This is a genomic window from Peptostreptococcus canis (assembly GCF_014229965.1).
Lineage (GTDB): Bacteria > Bacillota > Clostridia > Peptostreptococcales > Peptostreptococcaceae > Peptostreptococcus > Peptostreptococcus canis.
In genome coordinates this window covers 350,237-372,438 of record NZ_JABGBW010000002.1, presented here as the reverse complement: position 1 = coordinate 372,438, position 22,202 = coordinate 350,237, and the positions used below count along the sequence as shown (strand labels likewise).

The window sequence follows — 22,202 nt, the reverse complement described above, 5'->3', positions numbered from 1 at the left end:
TAAAAAGAGGGATGATAAATGAATGTTTTAGTAGTTAGAAATTCAGATGCTTTTACAAATGCTAGTATACATAGAATAGTATCAGCATTAATAGAGGATGGTCACACACCGACTATATTATCCAGATCTAGAAAATGTGATACCAATTATGAATATATAAAAAAGACCGTAATAATAGACGGAATTGAAGTGGAAAATTTTGAACTTCAACTCAAAGCGGATACGGGAAAAGGATTAAAAAACCTTACTATATTAAAAGAATATATTGATTTAGTTAAAGAATGGATTGAAAATAATGTAAATGATTTTGATGTTATACATGCATTTGATTTAGATAGTGGTTTGATAGCTAAAAAAATATGTAAAAAATATAATAAGTATTTTGTATATCATATTGCTGATTTTTATGTAGACAGTAGATCAAAAATTCCCGGGATTTTCAAAAAAATAATTAAAAACTTGGAGTTCGGTATTATAAATTCAGCAGATAGTACTATAATTTGTACAGAAGAAAGAAAAAAACAGATAGAAGGTTCAAAGCCTAAAAAACTGACGGTTGTTCATAATTCTCCAAGTATAAATGAAAATTTTAAAAAACAGATTGATGAATTGATTAAAAGTAAAGAACAATCTTTTTGTAATAAAGAAAATTGTGAAAAAAAATCAAAAATAAGACTGTGTTATATTGGGAATCTATCAAAAAGACGATTTATAGATCAAATTCTGATTTCAATATCAAAAAGAGAAAATTTTGAATTGGTCCTTGGAGGAAATGCCGAATTAGCGGATATGGCAGAAGAATATTCCAGGAAATTTTCAAATATATATTTTTTAGGATCTGTACCTTATGAGGAAACTTTTAAATATTATATAGATAGTGATATTATGTTTGCTATTTATAATCCGAATATAAATAATCACAGGTATTCTGCAGCTAATAAGATTTACGAAGCGATGCTTTTAAAAAAACCTATTATAGTTGCAAAAAATACGTCAATGGATGTGATTGTCGAAAAATACGATATGGGATTTACAATAAATTTCAGTATAGAGGATTTTGAAAAACTATTGGATGAAATTGAAAATAATAGGAATATAATTAATATAAAATCAAAAAATATGAGTGGTGTATATCAAGACTACTCGTGGATAGAAATGAAAAATAGAATTAAGAATATATATAGAGATTTGGGGGAAGGAAAGATAATATGATAAATATTATAGGATTAGGCTACATAGGACTACCGACTTCATTGATGCTTGCCGGAAGTGGAATTGATGTAGTCGGTACCGATATTAATCAGTCTATTATTGAAAAACTTAGGCATAATAAAGTGACTTTTAAGGAAAAAGGACTTGAAGAATTAATGTCTAAGGCAATAGAAAATAAAATAAAATTTAGCACTGATTTTATGGGTTGTGATACTTATATTATTGCTGTTCCGACTCCATATAACAGCGAGACTAAAAAAGTTGATACAACATATCTCGAAAATGCTGTGAGCTCGGTTTTGGAAGTATCAAATCAAGATGCTATAATTATTATTGAATCAACTATACCTCCCGGTACTATAGATTCAGTTATAAGACCGATTATTAATGCTAAAGGTAAAAGGTGTGAATTAGCACATGCACCGGAAAGAATATTGCCCGGTAATATGGTTTATGAACTTAGGCATAATTCTAGAACAATAGGAGCTGATTCGAAAGAAGTAGGGGAAAAGGTAAAAGAAATTTATTCGACTTTTTGTGAAGGGAACATAGTTATTACCGATATAAGAACTGCAGAAATGAGCAAAGTAGTAGAAAATACATATAGGGATATAAATATTGCTTTTGCCAATGAGCTTGCAAAAATATGTAGAAGTGATAATTTGGATGTATATGAAATAATAAAAATAGCAAACATGCATCCTAGAGTAAACATACTTAGCCCGGGACCAGGAGTAGGAGGTCATTGTATCTCAGTGGATCCGTGGTTTTTAGTAGGAGATTATCCAAAGTTGGCTAATTTAATACATACAGCCAGAAAAGTCAATGATTCTATGCCTTTACATGTTATAGACAGGATAGATTCTATAATGTCTATTGAAGGAATAGATGATTACGAAAAAGTTGGCTTGTATGGTATTACATATAAACCGGATGTTGACGATACTAGAGAATCACCGACATTGCAGTTGATTAGTCATTTGGGAAAAAATAAGAATGTGAAAATTTATGACCCTATGGTTGAAAGAGAATTTAAAAATAAAATGGATAAATTTGAAGATTTTATAAATTCTGTTGATTTGGTCGTGATTATGGTAGATCATGCCCATATAAAAGCAAATGAAGATAAACTGAAGAATAAGACGGTATTAGATACAAAAAATATTATAAAAAATTTGCCTGTGTACAAATTATAGAATTAGAAATATTTTATTATTTTGTGAACTAATTAAGTTAATATATAAGTGGAATTTTAAATCGATATGAAACTATAATTCATAATATTTTCATTTATTAGAAGGAGAAAAAAATGAAAAAGATAATGGTAGTATTTGGAACCAGACCGGAGGCTATTAAAATGGCTCCCGTTATAAAAGAATTATATAAACGTGATGGTGTGAATACTATTGTTTGTGTAACCGGGCAGCACAGAGAAATGTTAAATCAGGTTCTTGAAATTTTTGATATTAAACCCGACTATAATCTTGAGATAATGAAAGAATCACAGACTCTGGGATATATTACTTCTACAATATTAATGAAATTGGATGAGATAATAAAAATAGAGAAACCTGATATAGTTGTCGTACATGGTGATACTACAACTACATTCGCAGCATCTCTGTCAGCATTCTATAATAAAGTTGAAATTGCTCATATAGAAGCGGGACTACGAACTTACAATAAATATTCTCCATATCCGGAAGAGGTTAATAGACAGATGGTAGGAATTATTTCAGATTATAATTTTGCACCTACTAAGCTGGCATATGAAAATTTAATAAAAGAAGGAAAAAATATAAAAAATATTTATATAACTGGAAATACTGCAATAGATGTGTTAAAATACACCATTAAACCTGATTTTGATAATGAGTATATTAAATGGTTAGATAATTCAAAACTTATTTTATTGACAGCTCATAGAAGAGAAAATATTGGAGTACCGTTAGAGAGAATATTTGAGGCTGTAAAGGAGATAGTAGATAGATATCAGGATGTGAAAGTGATATATCCTGTACATAAAAATCCGATTCTGATAGAAACTGCTAAAAAGGTATTTGAAAATATGGAAAGAATAAAATTAATCGAACCATTGGATGTAGTGACATTTCATAATTTGATTTCGAAATCTCATATTATATTGACGGATAGTGGTGGGATACAAGAAGAGGCTCCTGCTTTAAATATACCGGTTGTAGTACTTAGAGATAGCACAGAGAGGCAAGAAGGAGTAGAAGCAGGTACTCTTTTAATGGCAGGCACTGATAAAGAAAAAATAGTAGAAAAAGTATGTTCTTTGATGGAAAGAAAAGATGAATATGAAAGAGTCGCTAAGTCAATTAATCCATATGGTGATGGGACTGCATCAAGTCAGATTGTTGATATTTTATTGGAAAGGAATGTTTAAAGATGAACTTATTGTATTTGGTAAATATGAACGAAAATAACATAAAGGGATTATTTACGGCAAATCATGAAAAGTTAATGGCAATCAAAAGGATATTAAAAGATGATGATATCCTAAATTTATATTCCGTTCAATTTTATGATGTGGGACTTAGTAGATTTTTTAAGAAACTTGCTCACAAAAAAGTATTTGTCAATAATGGTTCTCAATTTGAGAGAGATGGAATTATATATAGAAAAGAATATTTAAAGGTTGATATTTCTACAAGGATGATAGAAAAAAAAGATGACGATTATGAGAAATATCGTCCTTTTATAGAAAAACATGAAAAAGAAATTATAGAATGTGATGCTGTAGTAGCTCAATGGGGGTATCCTCATGGAAGATTGGCATATCATATAAATAAAAAATATGGTAAACCATATTTTGTGCAATATTATGGCAGCGATATTCACACAAATCCATATAGAAATGAAAATGTAAGAAAAAAAATACTAGATGTATTGAATAATGCTGCTAATAATTTTTTTGTGAGTGATGATTTGAGAAATAGTGCAAAAAAACTAGGCTGGAATAAGGAAAATTCTTCACTGACAAAAAATGGTGTTAATTTTGAAAAATTCTTTGAAATAAATGAAGAAGAAAAAAGAGAATTGAAGAAAAAATTAAATATAGGAGATAAAAAGGTAATTGGATATATAGGTAGCCTTACAGAAGTAAAAAGAAGTGATAAACTTGTAGATATATACTCTAGAGTAGATGAAAAAAATAAATGTAAATACATTTTTGTTGGCGATGGAGATATGAGAGAATTAGTGGAAAATGAGGCTAAAGAAAAAGGAATTGATGCTTATTTTACCGGAAATGTCGATTTTACCGAGGTGAATAAATATTTTAATATTATGGATATAATGGTATTACCTAGTAGAAGAGAAGGATTTGGAAGTGTTATAGTAGAAGCAAATTCTTTAGGAGTATTATCCATTGGTTCTGCTTCAGGCGGTATACCGGAAGTAATAGGAAATCCTGACTATATTGTTTCAGAAGGTGAAAATTTTGAACAAAGGTATGCTGATACAGTATTAAAATATATTGAGCAAGGCTGGGATAGAGAGAAATTGATACAAAGAGTAAAAGATGAGTACGATTGGGTAAATATTGCCAAGAAAGATATGGATATAATTAGGAGAATTGTGAATAATGAAAAGAAATAAGATGGTGAAAAATGTGTTCCTACTGATGGCAATAACCATGTTATCCAAATTTATCGGTTTTTTCCGTGAATTAGTTATGGGATATTTTTATGGTGCATCTATGCACAGTGATGCTTTTTTTACAGCATATGATATACCTCAGGCTTTGTTTTCATTAATTGCCTCTACAATAGCTACCACTTTTATACCCCTTTATTGCAAAGTAAAAGAGGATCGTGGAAAAGATGGTGCTATTGACTTTACAAATAATATAATAGGTATTACATTGATATTAGGTATAATAATTTCATTTGTAGTATTTATCTTTATGGAACAGATTGTAAGGGTTTTTGCAATAGGATTCAAAGGTAGACTTTTTAAAGAAACAGTCTTTTTTGCCAGAATAATATTATTAGGATATATTTTTACAGGGCTTAAAAGTATAATGTCAGCATATTTACAAGCTAATGAAGAATTTTTTATACCTGGTATTGTAGGTATACCGTTTAATTTCATTATTATATGTGGGATTTTTATGAGTTCCATATTTAATAATGTATATATATTGCCGATAGGAGCTTCAATAGCTCTATTTTCTCAGTTTGTTGTTCAGTTACCTAAAGCTCTAAAACTAGGATATAAACCTAAGCTAAAAATTGATTTCAGTGATAAATATATTAGAGAAGTCTTTATTTTAGCAATACCTATTTTGTTATCAGTAGCTGTTACCCAGGTGAATAAAGTAGTAGATAAAACTCTGGCTTCAACTCTTGTTGTAGGAAGTTTATCATCTTTAAATTATTCAAATAAACTAGTAGGTTTTTTTATTGGGATTTTTATTTCGACAATCAGCATTGTGATGTATCCAAAACTTGCGGAGTTATCGAGTAAAAAAGATAAAACGGAATTTAATAATCTAATAAGAATAAGCATTAATGTGGTTTTACTATTAATAGTTCCAATTACATTTGGATGTATAGTGTTATCAAGACCTATTGTAGAAACCTTATTTATGAGAGGAGCTTTTGACACCAAAGCAGTGACTCTGACATCTAATGCATTATTATTTTATTCTATTGGTATGATAGGACTTGCAATTAGAACTGTAGTGACCAAGATATATTATTCAATAGGTGATACTAAAACACCAATGCTAAATTCTACTTTGGCTGTAATGATAAATATAGTAATGAGTATATTATTGGTAGGGCCATTAAAAAATGGTGGTATTGCACTTGCGACAAGTATGTCATATTTAATAAGTTCATTTATGCTTATGGTTAACTTGAAAAGAAAAATAGGAGATTATGGTGCAAATAGCGTAATTTTAGTGATTTTAAAAGTTGCTATGGCATCATCCATAATGGCTGTTATAGTTAGATTATCATATTCATTTTTTGATAGGGTTATTAATTTATCAAAAATTGATGGTTTATTGTCACTAAGTGGTTCAATTATAATAGGAGTATCTTTATATATTGTTATTATAAAGTTGTTGAGAGTTTCAGAGATAGAAGTAATGATAAGTGAGATAAAAAATAGAAGAAAAAAAGCTGGAAATTAAGAGAATTTTAAAATATAGGTATCTGGAATTTTTTAGTTGGAAAAATTAGTTATTAAAAAATGTAAGTTAAGTGGAAGAGATACAATTTTTGGGTGATTATTTTTACTATATTTTTAGTTAAGGAAATTATGCTAACCTTTATAAGTGAATCAAAAAGGATTAAATGAAAGAGGATGGATATGAGTAATAATTACGGAATATTTAAAGTTATGATTATTGGGGCAGGAGAAGCTGCACAAATGGTTATAAATGAAATAAATAGAAACTCTAAAAAACTAAGAAGAGAAGTAACTGCAATAATAGATGATGATAAAACTTTAGTGGGAAAACTGGTTTATAATCATGAAGTAATGGGAACTTCTGAGGATATTATAAACATATGCGAAAGAGAAAATATAGATGAAATCATTTTTTCTATAGCAAATATTTCCAGCACAAGAAAAAAAGAAATTCTTGATATTTGTAGAACTACGAACTGTCATACCCGGACTATACCAAGTATATCAGAAATAATTGACGGAAAAGTTGAGTTTAAAAATATTAGGGATGTAGAAATAGACGATTTGCTTGGCAGAGAGCCGGTTGAACTTGATATGGAAAAAATCAACGGCTATGTTAAAGATAAAGTGATACTTGTAACTGGTGGAGGAGGAACAATAGGTTCTGAAATTTGCAGACAAATATCAAAATATTGTCCTCAAAAACTTATTATACTTGATTTTTTTGAGGGAAATGCATATTCGATTCAACAGGAATTAAAAATGAAGTATTCAAAATCGCTGGATGTTGAAGTTATAATAGCAAGTATAAGAGAAGAAAAAAGGTTGGATGTAATATTTAACAAATACAGACCTGAAATCGTATTTCATGCAGCAGCACATAAGCATGTTCCACTAATGGAATATAATAAAACAGAAGCTGTAAAAAATAATGTTTTTGGAACTTTGAATTTGATAAAGGTTTCAGATAAGTACAGAGTCAAAAGGTTTGTGCTTATATCTAGTGATAAAGCCGTTAATCCGACCAATATAATGGGAGCTACTAAAAGGCTATCAGAAATGTTAGTGCAGACATATAATGATTTAAGTAGTACCGAATTTGTGGCGGTGAGGTTCGGAAATGTATTGGGAAGTAGTGGTTCAGTTGTTCCTTTATTTAAAAAGCAAATAGCTGCGGGCGGTCCTGTAACAGTCACACATAAGGAAATTATCAGATACTTTATGACTATACCCGAGGCAGTGGCTTTAGTTATGGAAGCCAGTAGGATGGCAAAAGGTGGAGAAATATTTGTATTGGATATGGGAGAGCCTGTTAAAATAGATGATTTAGCAAGGAATATAATTAGATTGAGTGGTTTTGAACCGGATAAAGATATAAAAATAGAATATACAGGATTAAGACCGGGAGAAAAATTATTTGAAGAACTTTTAATGGCAGAGGAAGGTCTGAAAGATACAGAACATCAGAAAATTTTTATAGGAAGACCTCAGACTTTCAATAAAGATGAGCTATTTTTCCTGATGGATAAATTGAAAGAAGTGGCTACAAATGAAGTTGAGGAAGAAGTTGATCCTCTTATGAGAAAGATTGTAGAAACCTATATTAAACCGGAAGATGTAAATGGAATAATATAGAAAATTTTTGAAATAGAAAAAATACCTTTTGGTATTATTGTGAGGAGAGAATTATGTCAAAAGCTGCAAAAGCAACAGTCCTATTGATGATTGTAACTATACTTTCTAAAATTTTGGGATTGATACGCGATAGTGCATTAGCCTCAGCATATGGTACAGGTATGTATTCTGCTATATATACAACAGCGAATAAAATACCGGTAGTATTATTTGCCGTGATTGGTTCTGCTATTGCTACTAGCTTGATACCACTTTATAACAAGCTTGCCAATGATAGCTCTGAAGAAAGGGCGATGTCATTTTTAAACTCTGTTATTAATGGGGTAATAATAATAGGAATTATATTGTCGATAATAGGAATTATATTTGCCGGACCATTAGTAAACATATTTGCATTAGGTTACAAAGGAGAAGTATATAGAATATGTGTTCAATATACAAGAATACTTTTACCTAGTATAATTTTTGTGGGATTGGCAAATATATATACGGCGTATTTACAAATAAAAAAAAGGTATGTCGTTCCAGGTTTCATTGGAATGCCTTATAGCATAATAATAATAATTTCCATAATAATAAGTGTTAAAACCGATCCTATTGTACTTATAATCGGGACCTTATTTGCAATTGCATCAAAAGCATTATTTCAAGTTCCTTTTATATACAAAGAAGGATATAAATATTCTAGAAAAATAGATATTTATGATCCTGTGATGAAAGACATGATTATTTTAATCGTACCGGTAATAATAGGTGTAGGTGCAAATCAGATAAATGCTATTATAGATGAATCACTTGCATCATTATTAGGTACAACTGTAGTTGCGTCATTTGGATATGCACGTAGACTTTATGAGTTTGTGCAAGCATTATTTATTACATCAGTGCTTTCAGTAGTGTATCCAAGATTTTCAAAACTTGTGGTAAGTGATAAAAAGGAGCTTTTTGTGGAGAGTATGATAAAAACTATGAACGTAATAATAGTTTCTATTGTACCTGTTGTAATAGGATGTATTGTGCTAGCAAAACCGGTTATTGAAGTTTTATTCCAGAGGAATGCATTTACATCTAAAGACACAATAATGACTGCAAGTATTTTGGTAATATATGTGACAGCAGTATTGGCATTTGCGTTAAGGGATGTTTTAATAAGGGGATTTTACTCTCTTGAAGACAGTAAAACTCCTACGATTAATAGTGTAATTGCGATATTTTTTAATATAGTGCTTAACTTGATATTGATAAGACCTTTAGGATATAGAGGTTTAGCTCTTGCAACTGCGATTTCTTCATATATTGGACTGATGTTATTTTTCAAAAGTATGAATAAAAAAGTGGAATTATTTAGTCCTAAGAAGAGTATAATAACTTTTGTAAAATGTTTAATATCAGCGGCTATAATGGGAATAGTTGTTCATTTTACTTATTTTGGATTGGATTCTTTACTTCTTGATGTTTTTATATTTAATGTCATAAAATTAGGAATTAGTGTTTTAACAGGTGTATTTATATATTCTGTAATAATGTACTTTATGAAAGTTGAAGAATTTATAATGATAGTAAATATGGTTGTAGATGGTGTGAAATCCAAATTAAAGGTTAGCTAAATCTTGTTGGTATAATGATGCATTATATGACAAAATCATTTTGTTTTTGTAACAATATATAGTAATTAGATGATAAATATATTTGGGGAAATGATAAAAGTAACAAATCAATACAAAATTTTAGGAAAACGTCTGGGAAAACAGACGTTTTTTCTATAAAAGTTACAATTTGTAATTTTTATCTTGCAAATTGTAACATCGTGTGCTAAAATAGAATCTGTTGATATAGATAAAATGGAGGAGGCAATGATGCAGTTTAAAAGAAATAATAGAAATGAAAAAATAAAAAAGATTATGTCTATAGCTTTAGCTACATTTATGCTTGCATCGGGAATAAGTAGTTCATTGGTTTTTGCAGATGAAAATAGCGAAAATGTTATTTTATCGGAAGAAACAATAATGGATGCTTCAAGTTCACAAGAAGATAGTCAGCTTCAGAGTGAAGAAGCTTCTGATGCAACACCAGCAGACAATAGTGAGATACCAAATGATAGTAGTTTAGATTCATTAGATATAATTGTTGAAGATAAGGCTATAAAAACCTCTTCAAGAAAACTAAATGGTTTTGTCAGAGAAGATGGAAAATGGCGTTTTTATGTAAATAATATTCAATCAAAGGGTTGGATAAAATATCAAGGTATTGATTATTATATTATTAACGGATATTCTTTGCCACAAAATATGTGGAGAACCATTAAAGGTAATAGATATTATTTTAATAAAGATGGTGTAATGATAAGAGACCAGAAAGTTAAGATTGATGGAAAAGAATATCAATTCAATAGACAAGGTCATATGGTAGCCAATGATAACTCAAAGAGATTGAATGAAGTGACTCCTGAGCAGCAGGCAATATATAATAAAGGTGCACAAATACTTAGGGACTCTGAAAAAAATAGTTCATTTGTGAAAAATGGAATATTTAAAGAGGCCGGAAAGTGGTTTAAATATGTGGATGGCAGAAAAGCTCGTGGTTGGTATCAGGACGGTGCTAACAGACTATTCTTTTTAAATACATTTAGTAGAGCTGAAAATATGTGGAGAACTATAGATGGTGTACGCTATTACTTTGATTCAAATGGTGCAATGGTTTCAAATACAATAAGGTATATTGATGGCAGTACATATAAGTTTGAGGCAAACGGAGCTTTAAATAAATCAGTAAAAACTACTGTTATACAGAGGGATATTGATATAAGAGTAAATGCAGACAATAAATCTGCAATTGTAGGTAAGTTTATTAAAGGAAATGGAGTAGAAATAGTTTCTACAAACGGTTCATATTCAAAAGTTAAAAATGGAAATGGGAAAATTGAAGGATGGATACCTTCATCGGCTTATATAAGTGAATCTCAGAAAAGAATAGAAAATGTAATTTCAGTTGCTAAATCTAAATTAGGTGCTCCTTATGTCTGGGGGGCGACTGGTCCAAGTACATTTGACTGTTCCGGATTAATGCTTTATTCTTTCAGTCGTGGAGCGAATGTAAATTTACCAAGAGTTTCAAGGTATCAAGCCAGAGTCGGAAGATATGTAAGTAGAGATCAATTAAGGCCTGGTGACATGGTGTTCTGGGGTTCTCCAGTACATCACGTTGGATTATATATAGGTAATGGTAAATATATACATGCTCCAGAACCGGGTTCAAGTGTAAGAATAGCACAATTAGGTTCATACACAACTGCAAGAAGAGTAATTGAATAGCATTTTAAAGGTGAGATTTTCTCACCTTTTTTATATAAGTATAATAAGAAAATGATTAAATTGCTGTTAAAACTTAATATAAAAAGAATTAAGGTATAAAAAGTATATTATGATAAGTTAATTGTAAATAAAGTATAAGTCTATTTTAATAAGTTAAAAAACGAAAAAATATTTATTTTTTTAAATAAAATATGTTGTTTTTATATCAAATACGTGATAACATTAAGATACGATTATCATAAACTATAAAATACAATTGAAATACAATTAAAACGTCACTTATATTTGAATCAATTGAATGGATACCTTTTTTCTTAATTAAGTACAATAACGTAGAAATTTTAAGGAGGAAGAAAAATGAAAAAGCTTTTTGCAATATTAATGTCAATCGCTTTGTTGATTGGTTCAATAGTATTTTCTACTGATAATAAAGTAGAAGCAAGTGAAAATGAAGTTAGAGCTGCTTGGATTTCCACAGTATTTAATATTGACTGGCCATCTAAAGGTTCTAGGGGAAATGCCGAAGTTCAGAAAAGAGAATATATAAACTTAATTAACAGACTTAAAGGAGCCGGTATAAATACAGTGGTTGTACAAGTCAGACCGGAATCTGATGCAATATACAGATCTAAGATAAATCCATGGTCCAGATTTTTAACTGGAACTCAGGGAAAAGATCCGGGGTATGATCCTCTTGATTTTATTATTAGAGAGTCGCATAATAGAGGACTAAAAGTACATGCTTGGTTTAATCCGTATAGGGCAAGTATATACAGTGATATATCCAATACTTCACCATCAAATTATCTTAATATTCATAGAGATTGGGTTGTGAATTTCAATGGAAAGTGGTATTATGATCCAGGTCTTCCACAAGTGAGAAAATATATTGTGGATACAGTTACAGAAGTAGTGAATAACTATGATATAGATGGAGTACATTTTGATGACTATTTTTATCCGGGGGCCGGATTTAATGATAGTAAATCCTATGCAAAATATGGTTCAGGAGATAAATCAGCATGGAGAAGAGAAAATGTAAATACCATGATTAGAGAGGTGCATGATTCTGTAAGAGAGATTAATCCGAATATCGTATTTGGTGTGAGCCCTGCAGGAATTTGGAGAAATAAAAGAAATGATCCACGTGGTTCAAATACCGGTGGAAATGAATCATATAGTAGTCATTATGCAGATACCAGATACTGGATTAAAAACGGATTAGTAGATTATGTTGTACCACAGGTATATTGGAGAATAGGACATCCTGTTGCAGACTATGAAACATTAGTTAAATGGTGGTCTGAACAAGTGAGAGGTACAAATGTAGATTTATATATTGGTCAAGGTATATATAAAAATGGCCAAAGTGAATATGGAGGCGAAAATGTCGCTGCCCAAATAAAAAGACAGATTCAAATAAATAGAAAATATCCGGATGTCAAAGGAAGCATATATTTTTCGGCAAAAGATATAGTTAATATAAGTCAGGTATATAATGATCTTAAATCTCTATATTTAAATAATCAAGGTAATCAGAATTCTGGAAATCAAGGAAATCAACCTTCTAAACCTGGTGTAAGGCTTCCGTATCAAAATCAGATGTCCGGTCGCAATAGAGCAGAAACAGCAGTAAAGATATCTCAAAAAAGCTGGAAAAATAAAGCTGATTCTGTTGTATTGGTAAACGGAGAAGAATTATTAAATGCCGTTGCATCTAGTACCTTAGCGTCTAAAATGGATGCACCTATATTATTAAAATTTGGTGGTAAAATAAGCAATAGCACTATAAATGAAATAAAGAGGTTAAAAGCAAAAAAATTAATAATAGTAGGAGATAAAAAATCTATAACTGAAGTAGATTCCAGAAGAATAACATCTATGATTAGTGGAATTACAGTGGATAGAATAAATAGTTCTAACCCTCAGATTGTTTCAAATGCAATTGCTAAGAGATTAGATGGAGCTAGTACGGCATATATAGCGAGCGAAGAAGCTCTTGTGGATGCATTGTCTATTTCCGCAAAAGCAGGTAAGGAAAGAGCTCCTATCATTATTTCTTCTAAAAATAATATAAGCAACGAAAATATAAATTATTTAAAGAATAATAATATTAAGAATATATATTTTATAGGTGGTACAAGCGTGCTATCTGATAATGTAATAAAGAAAATAGAAAATTCTTTAGGTATAAATCTGAATGGAAAAAGAATACATGGAAGTAATAGAATTGAAACCAATTCTAAAGTAATAGAAGATTTTTACAAAGAAAAATTTTCTTCAAAGGCATTTGTAACTAGAAGTGATGCACCAATAGATGCAATAACTGTAAGTGTGTTTGCACAAAAAAATAATTCCCCTATAATATTAGCTGGAAATAGCGTTTCTCAGTATCAAAGAAATATTTTGGAACCTAGGGCTGTTAGTTTGCTTTATAAAGTAGGTGGAAATATAAACCAAAATTCATATAGTATAATTCATAGATTGCTTGGTGGCGAAATGAAATAGAAGATATGCCCCCAAGTAATGGTAAGTTTATATTTTGTAGTCAGTAAGTATTTAATCTAACCGGATATTAATCGGTATAACCGAATAATATAAATATTTAATACTTGGGGGTGTTTACCAATGAACGGAGGATTATTGGAAATAGTACAAGCCATAAATGGAATTTTATGGGGAAAAGTTCTTATCTTTGTTCTTGTAGGTTGCGGTATTTTTTTTACATTTAATTTAAGAGGAATACAGATAAGAAAATTTGGTACAGCTTTTAAACAGGCATTTGGTGGTTTTTCATTAAGTGGTGAGAAGGCCGGTAAAGATGGTATGACTTCATTCCAGTCGCTTGCAACAGCAATTGCAGCTCAAGTTGGTACCGGGAATTTAGCTGGTGCAGCAACAGCAATTGTATCTGGTGGACCTGGAGCAATATTTTGGATGTGGATAAGTGCATTTTTTGGTATGGCCACTATATTTGCTGAGGCAGTGCTTGCTCAGACATTTAAAAAAGAAGTAAATGGGCAAATAACAGGTGGACCTGCCTACTATCTAAGATATGGAATGAATAGTAAATTTTTATCTTCTTTCTTTGCTGTATCTATAATAATTGCACTAGGATTCATAGGGAATATGGTTCAGGCAAACTCAATCGGATCTGCTTTTGAAGCTGCTTTCCATATAAATCCATTAATCATAGGTATAATATTGGCGATAATAGCAGGATTTATATTTATTGGTGGTATAGGAAGAATAGCTTCTTTCACTGAAAAACTGGTTCCTATTATGGCAGCTTTCTATATAGTTGGAGGCATTGTTATATTATTTATTATGGGTGCAAAAACTGGAGATGCATTTAGACAGATATTTGTTGGGGCATTTAATCCAAATGCCGTACTTGGTGGTGCAGCAGGTGTTGCAGTTAAAGATACTATAAGATATGGTGTAGCCAGAGGATTATTCTCTAATGAAGCCGGTATGGGTTCGACTCCACATGCTCATGCTGTTGCTAAGGTTGATGATCCTACTCAACAGGGGTTGGTCGCAATAGTTGGTGTATTTATAGATACATTTATAGTTTTGAATGTAACTGCATTGGTAATAATAGCTACAGGAGCAAATGTATCTGGCTTGTCAGGTATTGCCGTTACACAAAAAGCATTTGAAATAGGATTTGGTTCTTTGGGAATAATATTTGTTGCTATTGCATTATTATTCTTTGCTTTCTCGACAATAATAGGTTGGTACTTCTTTGCAGAAGCAAATGTAACTTATCTATTCGGTGAGAAATCACTTAATATATTTAGAGTAATAGTTTTAATATTTATAGTATTGGGAACTACTTTGAAAGTTGATCTTGTATGGGAATTGGCAGATATGTTTAATGCTATCATGGTAATACCAAACGTAATTGGTCTTGTTGGATTATCTAAACTGGTTAAAAAAGCCATGATTTCAGCAGAAGAAAGACATATTTTATAATATATTACAAAAAAATAATGGTTCTATAATATATAGCGTTGATGAGAGAAATTTTTTCTCTCTCAACGCATATTTTTTTGCCAAAAAAAGAACAGCATGTCAAATCTGTTGTATAATTTAATCGCCTAAAAAAACAAACAAGGAGATGTGACATGTGTTCAAAAACTAGTATAACAGAAATTTTGGGAATTAACGATACAAATTTAGAAATTTTAGGAAATAGCAAAAAAATAATTAAAGGAGTTGAGTATACAGTTTTAAGTGGTAGACTTACATACACTCCTAACTATTGTCCAAAATGTCGATGTAAAAACGAAAAATACGATATTGTTAAAAATGGTAGCCAAACCGTAAAGGTTCTTTTTAACAGAGTAAATGTGAATCCTCTATTGCTTATTATAAAAAAACAAAGGTTCTACTGTAAGCACTGCGAAGCAACGTTTATGGCTGAAACTCCGTTGACTGATAAAGGCTGTTTCATATCAAGAGATGTAAAAAAATTAATAGTTTTAAACTTATGTGAGATGAAATCTATGAGTCTTATTGCAAGGTAACATGTAGTGCGGATATTTTAAATGATATATTGAAAATATCACCTACAAAAAGAGAAGTCTATCAATTTTATCAGAAATTCATTTTAAGTATTGAAAAGAAAAACATAGAAATGTTTAGATGGATTCTAAATACTAATAAAAATGAAATACCGGACTGTTTTAAAAAAGCATAAAAACTCTATCTGACTTGGGAGGATATGTGTTGAATGCATTGAAATATCAGTATACAAATGGTATGGTTGAGGGGAAGAACAACAAGATTAAAGTGATTAAAAGGATATCCTTCGGATATTCCAATTTTAGAAATTTTAGATTAAGAATTTTACTTATGGAAAAATATAAGGGCAGCATCCATAACACATCATTTGTTATGGATGCTGCCGCATAATTTTATTGATTAAATTTATCATCAACGTTATTTGACATAGAACCAAAAATTTATCCACCAAAGGTGAAATAATGTAGTAAGCATAACAAAAATATTAATTGTATTGCTATTCACGACTAAAATGGTGATTTTATGCCAAAAGTATTTTTTAAATATATATTTAAGTGTAAAATATCAAATGAAAAATAAATTAAGTAATAAGATAGTGACATTATTATTTATGATTAATTATGTACTTCTAATTGTACACTTATATATAAACTAATAATTTTAATTTTATTTTAAGTCAAAAATCTTATTGCTATATTATTTTGTTTGTATTATTTAATTATTTTTATTTTAGGAGGTTAACTTATGAAAAAAAGTTATCAAAAAAAAATTACAACTGTATTATTATCAGGTACTATAATAATGGGAACGCCATTTATTACAAAAGCTGCAAATTTGATACCACATTCAACTATTTATATTAATAGCTTCGTAGCGAAGGCCAGTGAAATTACAAAGGATTGTACAGTAAAATTTAATTGTAAGGATGTTTTTAAAGGGCATGATGAATTTAAAGTTAAGTTGAGAGTTACTGAAGATGATTCATCTTATGATTCAGATGAAGTATCCGATAAAGATTTTGGGCAAAGAGAAGTTATTGTAAGAAAGGGTAGTAGTCCGCATGCCAGTATTAAATTACCTGGTAAATTTCTGGAGGACAAAGAAGAAGCTGGAAAATTAAAATGGGAAATTACTCCTGTTGATGAAAATAATAAGGAAAGAATGGCTGATATAGTAGGATATCTTCAGCCTAAGTTTTTGAATAAAAAGAACGTATTTAGATTTTCTTTAGAAACAATTGCTAATCCTAGGGTTTATGTTGAATGGAAAGATAATATAAATGATTATTCATCTAGACCAAATAATTTAGGTATGGATTTGTATTATGATAAAGGAAGAGTACAAAATGATTCATATACCGAAGATTCTGATGCATTTGTTCCTACAGAAAATAATAGTTCATTTACTTTTAGAGAAGATTTTGGCGGTAAAATAAAGAGTGACAGTTTTGAAGTAGTTAAAGATGAGACAAAAATAAAGGAACAAAAAATTAATATAAAGGTACATGATAACGAGTTATTAAAAAATAGTAATTACGATGCTATCATAGTGCCAGAAAAAAATGGTATGGTACATAGGTTAAAATTAGTGAAACTATACAATATTAATGTGAAGTCTAATGATATTAATAAAGGTACCTTGAATGGTGATATCAATATTAATAATGTGAAGTTTGGTACTAAATTTGGTGATATAACATTACCGAAACCGGTAGCAAAGAAAGGATATAAATTTGTAGGGTGGACATTAAGTGGAACTATGAATCCAAGTAATGTAAATGCTAACGGTTTACCTAGTGATGATGCAAGTATAGAAAGTGATTTAGAATTAACAGCTAATTTTGCTTCAGAAAGTGATATAAGCTATTCTGTAGAGCATCATATAATTACATTTGATGGTACGGATAAATTAGTTAAAACAGAAAACTTTACAGATGGTGTTACCGATGAGGAAAAGGAAGTAACTCCACTAGAAGCTAGTTCGCAGGAAATTTATGGATATGAATTTGACAAGTCGAATCCGAATAATATTTTAAAGAAAATGATTGTTGTTGATTATCCAAAAAATATATTTAAAGTGTATTATGTGCCTAAAGTAGTGTCTTATAGTGTTAAGTATATTAACCAAGAAGGAAAGCAAGTAGCAACTGAAAAAAACGTTTACAATAAAAAATTTGGTGAAAATATTGAAGAGGAAGCTGTTGAACTACCAGGTTATAAACTTTTAGACTCTTTCAATAAAATAAAAACTTTGACATTGAACTTGAGTAACAATGTAATCGAATTTAAATATGTGCCAAGTGATTTTAAATTTGAAGAATTGAAAAATATAAAGTTAAAAGAATATCCAAAAACAAAATATAATGAGTTTGAAAGAGCTGATTTGAGTCGATTAGAGCTTCTTTTAATTGATAAATATGGAAATAAAAAAGTCATGAAATATGATAAATTAGTGAAAAAAAACTTTGACTTTGAAATTATAAATAAAAAAGGTGATAGAAAGAGTATAAATGAAAAGCTTAGAGTGGATGATAATAAAATCAGAATATCTAAAAATGGCAAACAATTAGATTTTAACATTGAAGTTACAAAAAGAGTTCCTAGTGTAAGTGTAATAAAGCCAACAAGTGGTGCCACTCGTATTAAAGGAAAGGCATTGAGAGATTCACTTGTAACTGTGAAAGTATACAGAAATGGAAGCAAATACACTCAATCAACATATACTTCAATAGCTGATGAAGATGGTTTCAATATTAAATTAAAATTTAATGGAAAAGCCTACAAGTTAAAAACAAAAGATAAAATAGAAGTATATGCAGAAAAAGAAGGTTTTGGAGTTTCTAAAACATTAAGATTTATAATAAAATAATTATGCTTCATATAAAATAGTATATATTTATTTTTAGCAAAAAGTAATAAGATTGAATTTATACCTAAAAAGTTCTACTTTTTTAGTGGAACTTTTTAGTGTTTAATTTTATTTAAGATGATTAATTGTAAGTGTTGATCTGTAAAAATAAAAAAATGGAATTAGATAAAAAAGAGGTGAAATAATGAAGAAAAAATATTTATCGGTTGCAATGGCTACTGCAATTACTGTGAATGTAACACCTATGATTAGTAATGCACAATTTATTGAAATCAAATCGCATAATGATAGAATGAATGAATCGGATATTATGTACAGATTATCTCCTGAGAATAGTAAAAAAAACATTAACAAAACTTTAGAAGATAGATATAATTTCAAGCTTGATTGGAAGGCTTTAAAGGAGTTTTCTGAACCTATAAAATTAAAAATATATGGATATAAGGACATTTCTAATGATTCAGATATACTTATAAGTGAGCAAGATATTGCATTATCAAAAGACAAATTAACAGAATCTATTAATTTGCCAAACAAGACAAGAGATGGAGAAAGAATTAAATATTATACAAAAGTTCTTAATGATAACTCTGAATTTGCAATAAACTTGAGAGAAACTATTGAAACTAGCGAAGATGAAAATGGTATCAATACTACATTAGTGGTGTATTCGATAGCTAATACTAAAGTAGATGTTATTTGGAATGATGGTGATAAAAAAACTCATGATAGACCTGAGATTAAAGTAAATTATGCAAATGGAGTTAATAAGTTTTCTACTGTTGATGAAGATGATAATATAATTGATGATATAAAATTACCTAAAGAGAGTAAAACCATATATTTAAGAGCAGGTACTGGCTTCGATGGTTATATAGAAAGTAATAGTTTTGATAATATAATTGATAAAAAAGATTTCGAAAATTATAAATTAGGCATTGAATTGAATGATAATAAATATAGATATGAATTAACCGGGAATGCAGAAACGGGTTATAAGTTGATTATTAGGAATGCCCAAGGAAGTTACAGAATCAGCGGTAGAGATAGGATAGATACATCTATTGAAATATCAAAAAAGTATTTTAATGATGTTGACACTGTAATAGTTGCAAATGCTCATAAATATGCAGATATTTTATCCGCAGTACCATATGCAAAATTATTGAAATCACCTATATTATATACATATAAAAATTCTATAACTGATGATACAATTCAAGAATTGAAAAGATTAGGTGCAAAAAAAGTAATTATATGTGGTGGCACTGATTCGGTTAGTGGGTTAGTATCAGAAAAGATAATTGGAAATAGTATCGAAGTGGAAAGAGTAAGTGGAGTTGATAGATATGATACATCTGTTAAAATATCAAAAGTAGTAAAGATTAAAAATAGAGATGCCAACAGTTTTATTATTGCAGATGGAGAAAATTTTCCAGATGCAATTTCAGCAGCTAATATAGCTTCAAGAGATGCAATACCTATTTTGTTGACTAAAAAAACTAAATTACCAGAACCAGTTAAATTGTATATTGATGGAGAAAATTATAAAAATAATCTAATATGCGGTGGTAAAAATTCTGTCTCAGAAGAAATAGCCAAATACTTAAGTAAAAAAATGCCAACAGAGAGAGTAGGTGGAATAGATAGGTATCAAACTGCGTACTTAATGGCAGCAAAAGCATATAGAAATCCAAGAGAAGTATTCATTGCTAGTGGTGAGTTATTTGCAGATTCCCTTTCAATAGCAGCTATATCTGGTATTGAATCAAATCCAATTTTATTAACAACGAAAAACAAATTAAATCCATGGATTATTAATTACATAAATGATAATAAGGTGAAAAATTACAAAATAATTGGAGGAGAAAGTGTGATATCTAATGAGGTAGAAAAATTAGTTATTGAAGCAATATTTAAGTAATGATTTTATATTTTTTAAATATATTTCTAGCACCCATACATTCTTTCATTCCATAACAAAAATCCTCCTATGATAATTGGACCGATCCTCAAAAGTTAAACCAAAAAATCTAACGGTTGAGAGATCGGTTTTTTCATATACTTGTATTAAAGTATCTAGTTTTTATTTGACATACAAAAAATTAAGTTATATTATAAAAAAAGGAGAGTTAGATTTTTTCTATCTCCTCCTGTAGTAAATAATTAAATTTAAAAAATTGCTTAATCGGTAGATTAGCCATAGAAGACTAATTTACAGAAAAAATTCTGTACACTCTAAAGAACTGATATTTTCAAGTTAAATAAACATAAAAAGAGTTAGTATTATTAAAAAAGGTAGCATCTTGGATACTATATGTACCCAAGATGCTGCCACATAGATTTCAGATTTTATTCATCAACTCTAGTTGAGAAAGAACCACTATTTTTTATTATTTGATGTGTTTTTATTTATACTAACACTTTATATACTTCGTCTGGCAATACAAATAATATAATATTCCATATTATCATATAATAAATCTTTATTTAATTAATATAATAATATTTTTGTCGTAAATCGTTTTTTTTTGTCGTAAAAAACAGTAATTAATTAAGAATTTTTACTCAAAAATAAGTTAAAATATTATATATATATTTACATTTGTAGATAATCAAAATAAGTACTATATAAAAGATTGAAAACAGGGAGAGAAGATATGAATATTGCTATTGTTGAAGATAATAAATATGAAGCAAATATATTAAAAAAAATATTAGATAAATTTAGCATAAAAAACTTAATTCAAATAAATTATAAACATTTTGACTCTGGAGAAAAATTTTTGGAAGATATAAGTAAAAATAATTATCAAATTGTATTTATGGATATTTATATGAATGAAATGGATGGTATAGAAACATCAGAACAAATCATAAAAGATAATTATAAGCCACTTATAATTTATTTTACATCAAGTTATGAAGATATATGGAGAGCAGTAAAAACACACAACTGTTTTGATTATATTATAAAAGATGATATTACTTATGAAAAAATAGAAAAACTACTACTAGATTCGCTTTTGCAAATAAAAAAGCAAAATATTACTCTAAAATTTTCTGTCGGAAAACAAAAAATACAAATAAAAATATCAACTATACAGTACATTATATCTAACGATAAAAATATAATAATAGTTCTAAAAAATGGTTTTGAACTCAAATATAGAATTACATTTATTAGTATATATGAGTCTTTGAAAATTTATTCTAATTTTATATTGATAAATAGAGGTGTACTGCTTAATATGGATTTTGTAAAATATGCTGATAGCAATGTTTTTATTACAGATAACAAAAATACATTTTCTGTAAGAAGAAAAGACCGTATGTCAATATTAAAAAAATATAATGATTATCAATTTGAAAAATTAATGAAAATGGAGGAATAATATATGGAAAATATTATAAACAGCTTTTATGCTACTTTAGGTAATATTATAATTATACCTTTAGCTTTTTTTTGTTATATTCCTA

General features: G+C 29.1%; 15 protein-coding genes. All 15 read left to right on the top strand.

All coding sequences use genetic code 11. The annotated features are described in order from the left end of the window. The first annotated feature begins 18 nt into the window (after nucleotides 1-18). Nucleotides 19-1,212 (top strand): glycosyltransferase, encoded by a 1,194-nt coding sequence (locus HLB29_RS04690; protein WP_185623991.1) that lies wholly within the window; start codon nucleotides 19-21, stop codon nucleotides 1,210-1,212. Continuing rightward, on the top strand, nucleotides 1,209-2,408 hold the full coding sequence (locus tag HLB29_RS04685) for a nucleotide sugar dehydrogenase (RefSeq protein WP_185623990.1): 1,200 nt from the start codon (nucleotides 1,209-1,211) through the stop codon (nucleotides 2,406-2,408). The genes HLB29_RS04690 and HLB29_RS04685 overlap by 4 nt, the downstream gene beginning before the upstream one ends. Nucleotides 2,409-2,521: 113 nt before the next feature. Further along, on the top strand, nucleotides 2,522-3,622 hold the full coding sequence (gene wecB, locus HLB29_RS04680) for a non-hydrolyzing UDP-N-acetylglucosamine 2-epimerase (protein ID WP_185623989.1): 1,101 nt from the start codon (nucleotides 2,522-2,524) through the stop codon (nucleotides 3,620-3,622). Nucleotides 3,623-3,624: 2 nt separating this feature from the next. Next, the gene (locus HLB29_RS04675) at nucleotides 3,625-4,836 is read left to right on the top strand and encodes a glycosyltransferase (protein WP_185623988.1); all 1,212 of its coding nucleotides are present in this window, start codon (nucleotides 3,625-3,627) and stop codon (nucleotides 4,834-4,836) included. After that, on the top strand, nucleotides 4,823-6,379 hold the full coding sequence (gene murJ / locus HLB29_RS04670; protein WP_185623987.1) for a murein biosynthesis integral membrane protein MurJ: 1,557 nt from the start codon (nucleotides 4,823-4,825) through the stop codon (nucleotides 6,377-6,379). The genes HLB29_RS04675 and murJ (HLB29_RS04670) overlap by 14 nt, the downstream gene beginning before the upstream one ends. Nucleotides 6,380-6,558: 179 nt before the next feature. Beyond that, nucleotides 6,559-8,013: a polysaccharide biosynthesis protein gene (locus tag HLB29_RS04665; protein WP_243155084.1), complete on the top strand. Its 1,455-nt coding sequence runs from the start codon at nucleotides 6,559-6,561 to the stop codon at nucleotides 8,011-8,013. A 53-nt stretch (nucleotides 8,014-8,066) separates the two neighbouring features. Continuing rightward, complete coding sequence (gene murJ / locus HLB29_RS04660; RefSeq protein WP_185623985.1) at nucleotides 8,067-9,620, top strand: murein biosynthesis integral membrane protein MurJ; 1,554 nt, start codon at nucleotides 8,067-8,069, stop codon at nucleotides 9,618-9,620. Between the two features lie 249 nt (nucleotides 9,621-9,869). Further along, entirely contained in the window at nucleotides 9,870-11,324 is a 1,455-nt protein-coding gene (locus HLB29_RS04655) for a C40 family peptidase (RefSeq protein WP_207719516.1), read from the top strand. A gap of 357 nt (nucleotides 11,325-11,681) precedes the next feature. Beyond that, on the top strand, nucleotides 11,682-13,832 hold the full coding sequence (locus HLB29_RS04650; protein WP_185623984.1) for a family 10 glycosylhydrolase: 2,151 nt from the start codon (nucleotides 11,682-11,684) through the stop codon (nucleotides 13,830-13,832). A gap of 120 nt (nucleotides 13,833-13,952) precedes the next feature. Beyond that, a complete protein-coding gene (locus tag HLB29_RS04645) occupies nucleotides 13,953-15,302 on the top strand; it encodes an alanine/glycine:cation symporter family protein (protein ID WP_185623983.1) in 1,350 nt (449 codons plus the stop codon). A gap of 152 nt (nucleotides 15,303-15,454) precedes the next feature. Continuing rightward, the gene (locus HLB29_RS09680) at nucleotides 15,455-15,856 is read left to right on the top strand and encodes a transposase family protein (RefSeq protein WP_243155083.1); all 402 of its coding nucleotides are present in this window, start codon (nucleotides 15,455-15,457) and stop codon (nucleotides 15,854-15,856) included. A gap of 199 nt (nucleotides 15,857-16,055) precedes the next feature. After that, on the top strand, nucleotides 16,056-16,244 hold the full coding sequence (locus HLB29_RS09675; RefSeq protein ID WP_408635105.1) for a transposase: 189 nt from the start codon (nucleotides 16,056-16,058) through the stop codon (nucleotides 16,242-16,244). 354 nt (nucleotides 16,245-16,598) lie between these two features. Further along, nucleotides 16,599-18,722, top strand: a complete 2,124-nt coding sequence (locus tag HLB29_RS04635; protein ID WP_185623982.1) for a hypothetical protein — start codon at nucleotides 16,599-16,601, stop codon at nucleotides 18,720-18,722. Nucleotides 18,723-18,906: 184 nt separating this feature from the next. Beyond that, a complete protein-coding gene (locus tag HLB29_RS04630) occupies nucleotides 18,907-20,646 on the top strand; it encodes a cell wall-binding repeat-containing protein (protein WP_185623981.1) in 1,740 nt (579 codons plus the stop codon). Between the two features lie 736 nt (nucleotides 20,647-21,382). Beyond that, entirely contained in the window at nucleotides 21,383-22,117 is a 735-nt protein-coding gene (locus HLB29_RS04625; RefSeq protein WP_185623980.1) for a LytR/AlgR family response regulator transcription factor, read from the top strand. The last annotated feature ends 85 nt before the right edge of the window (nucleotides 22,118-22,202 follow it).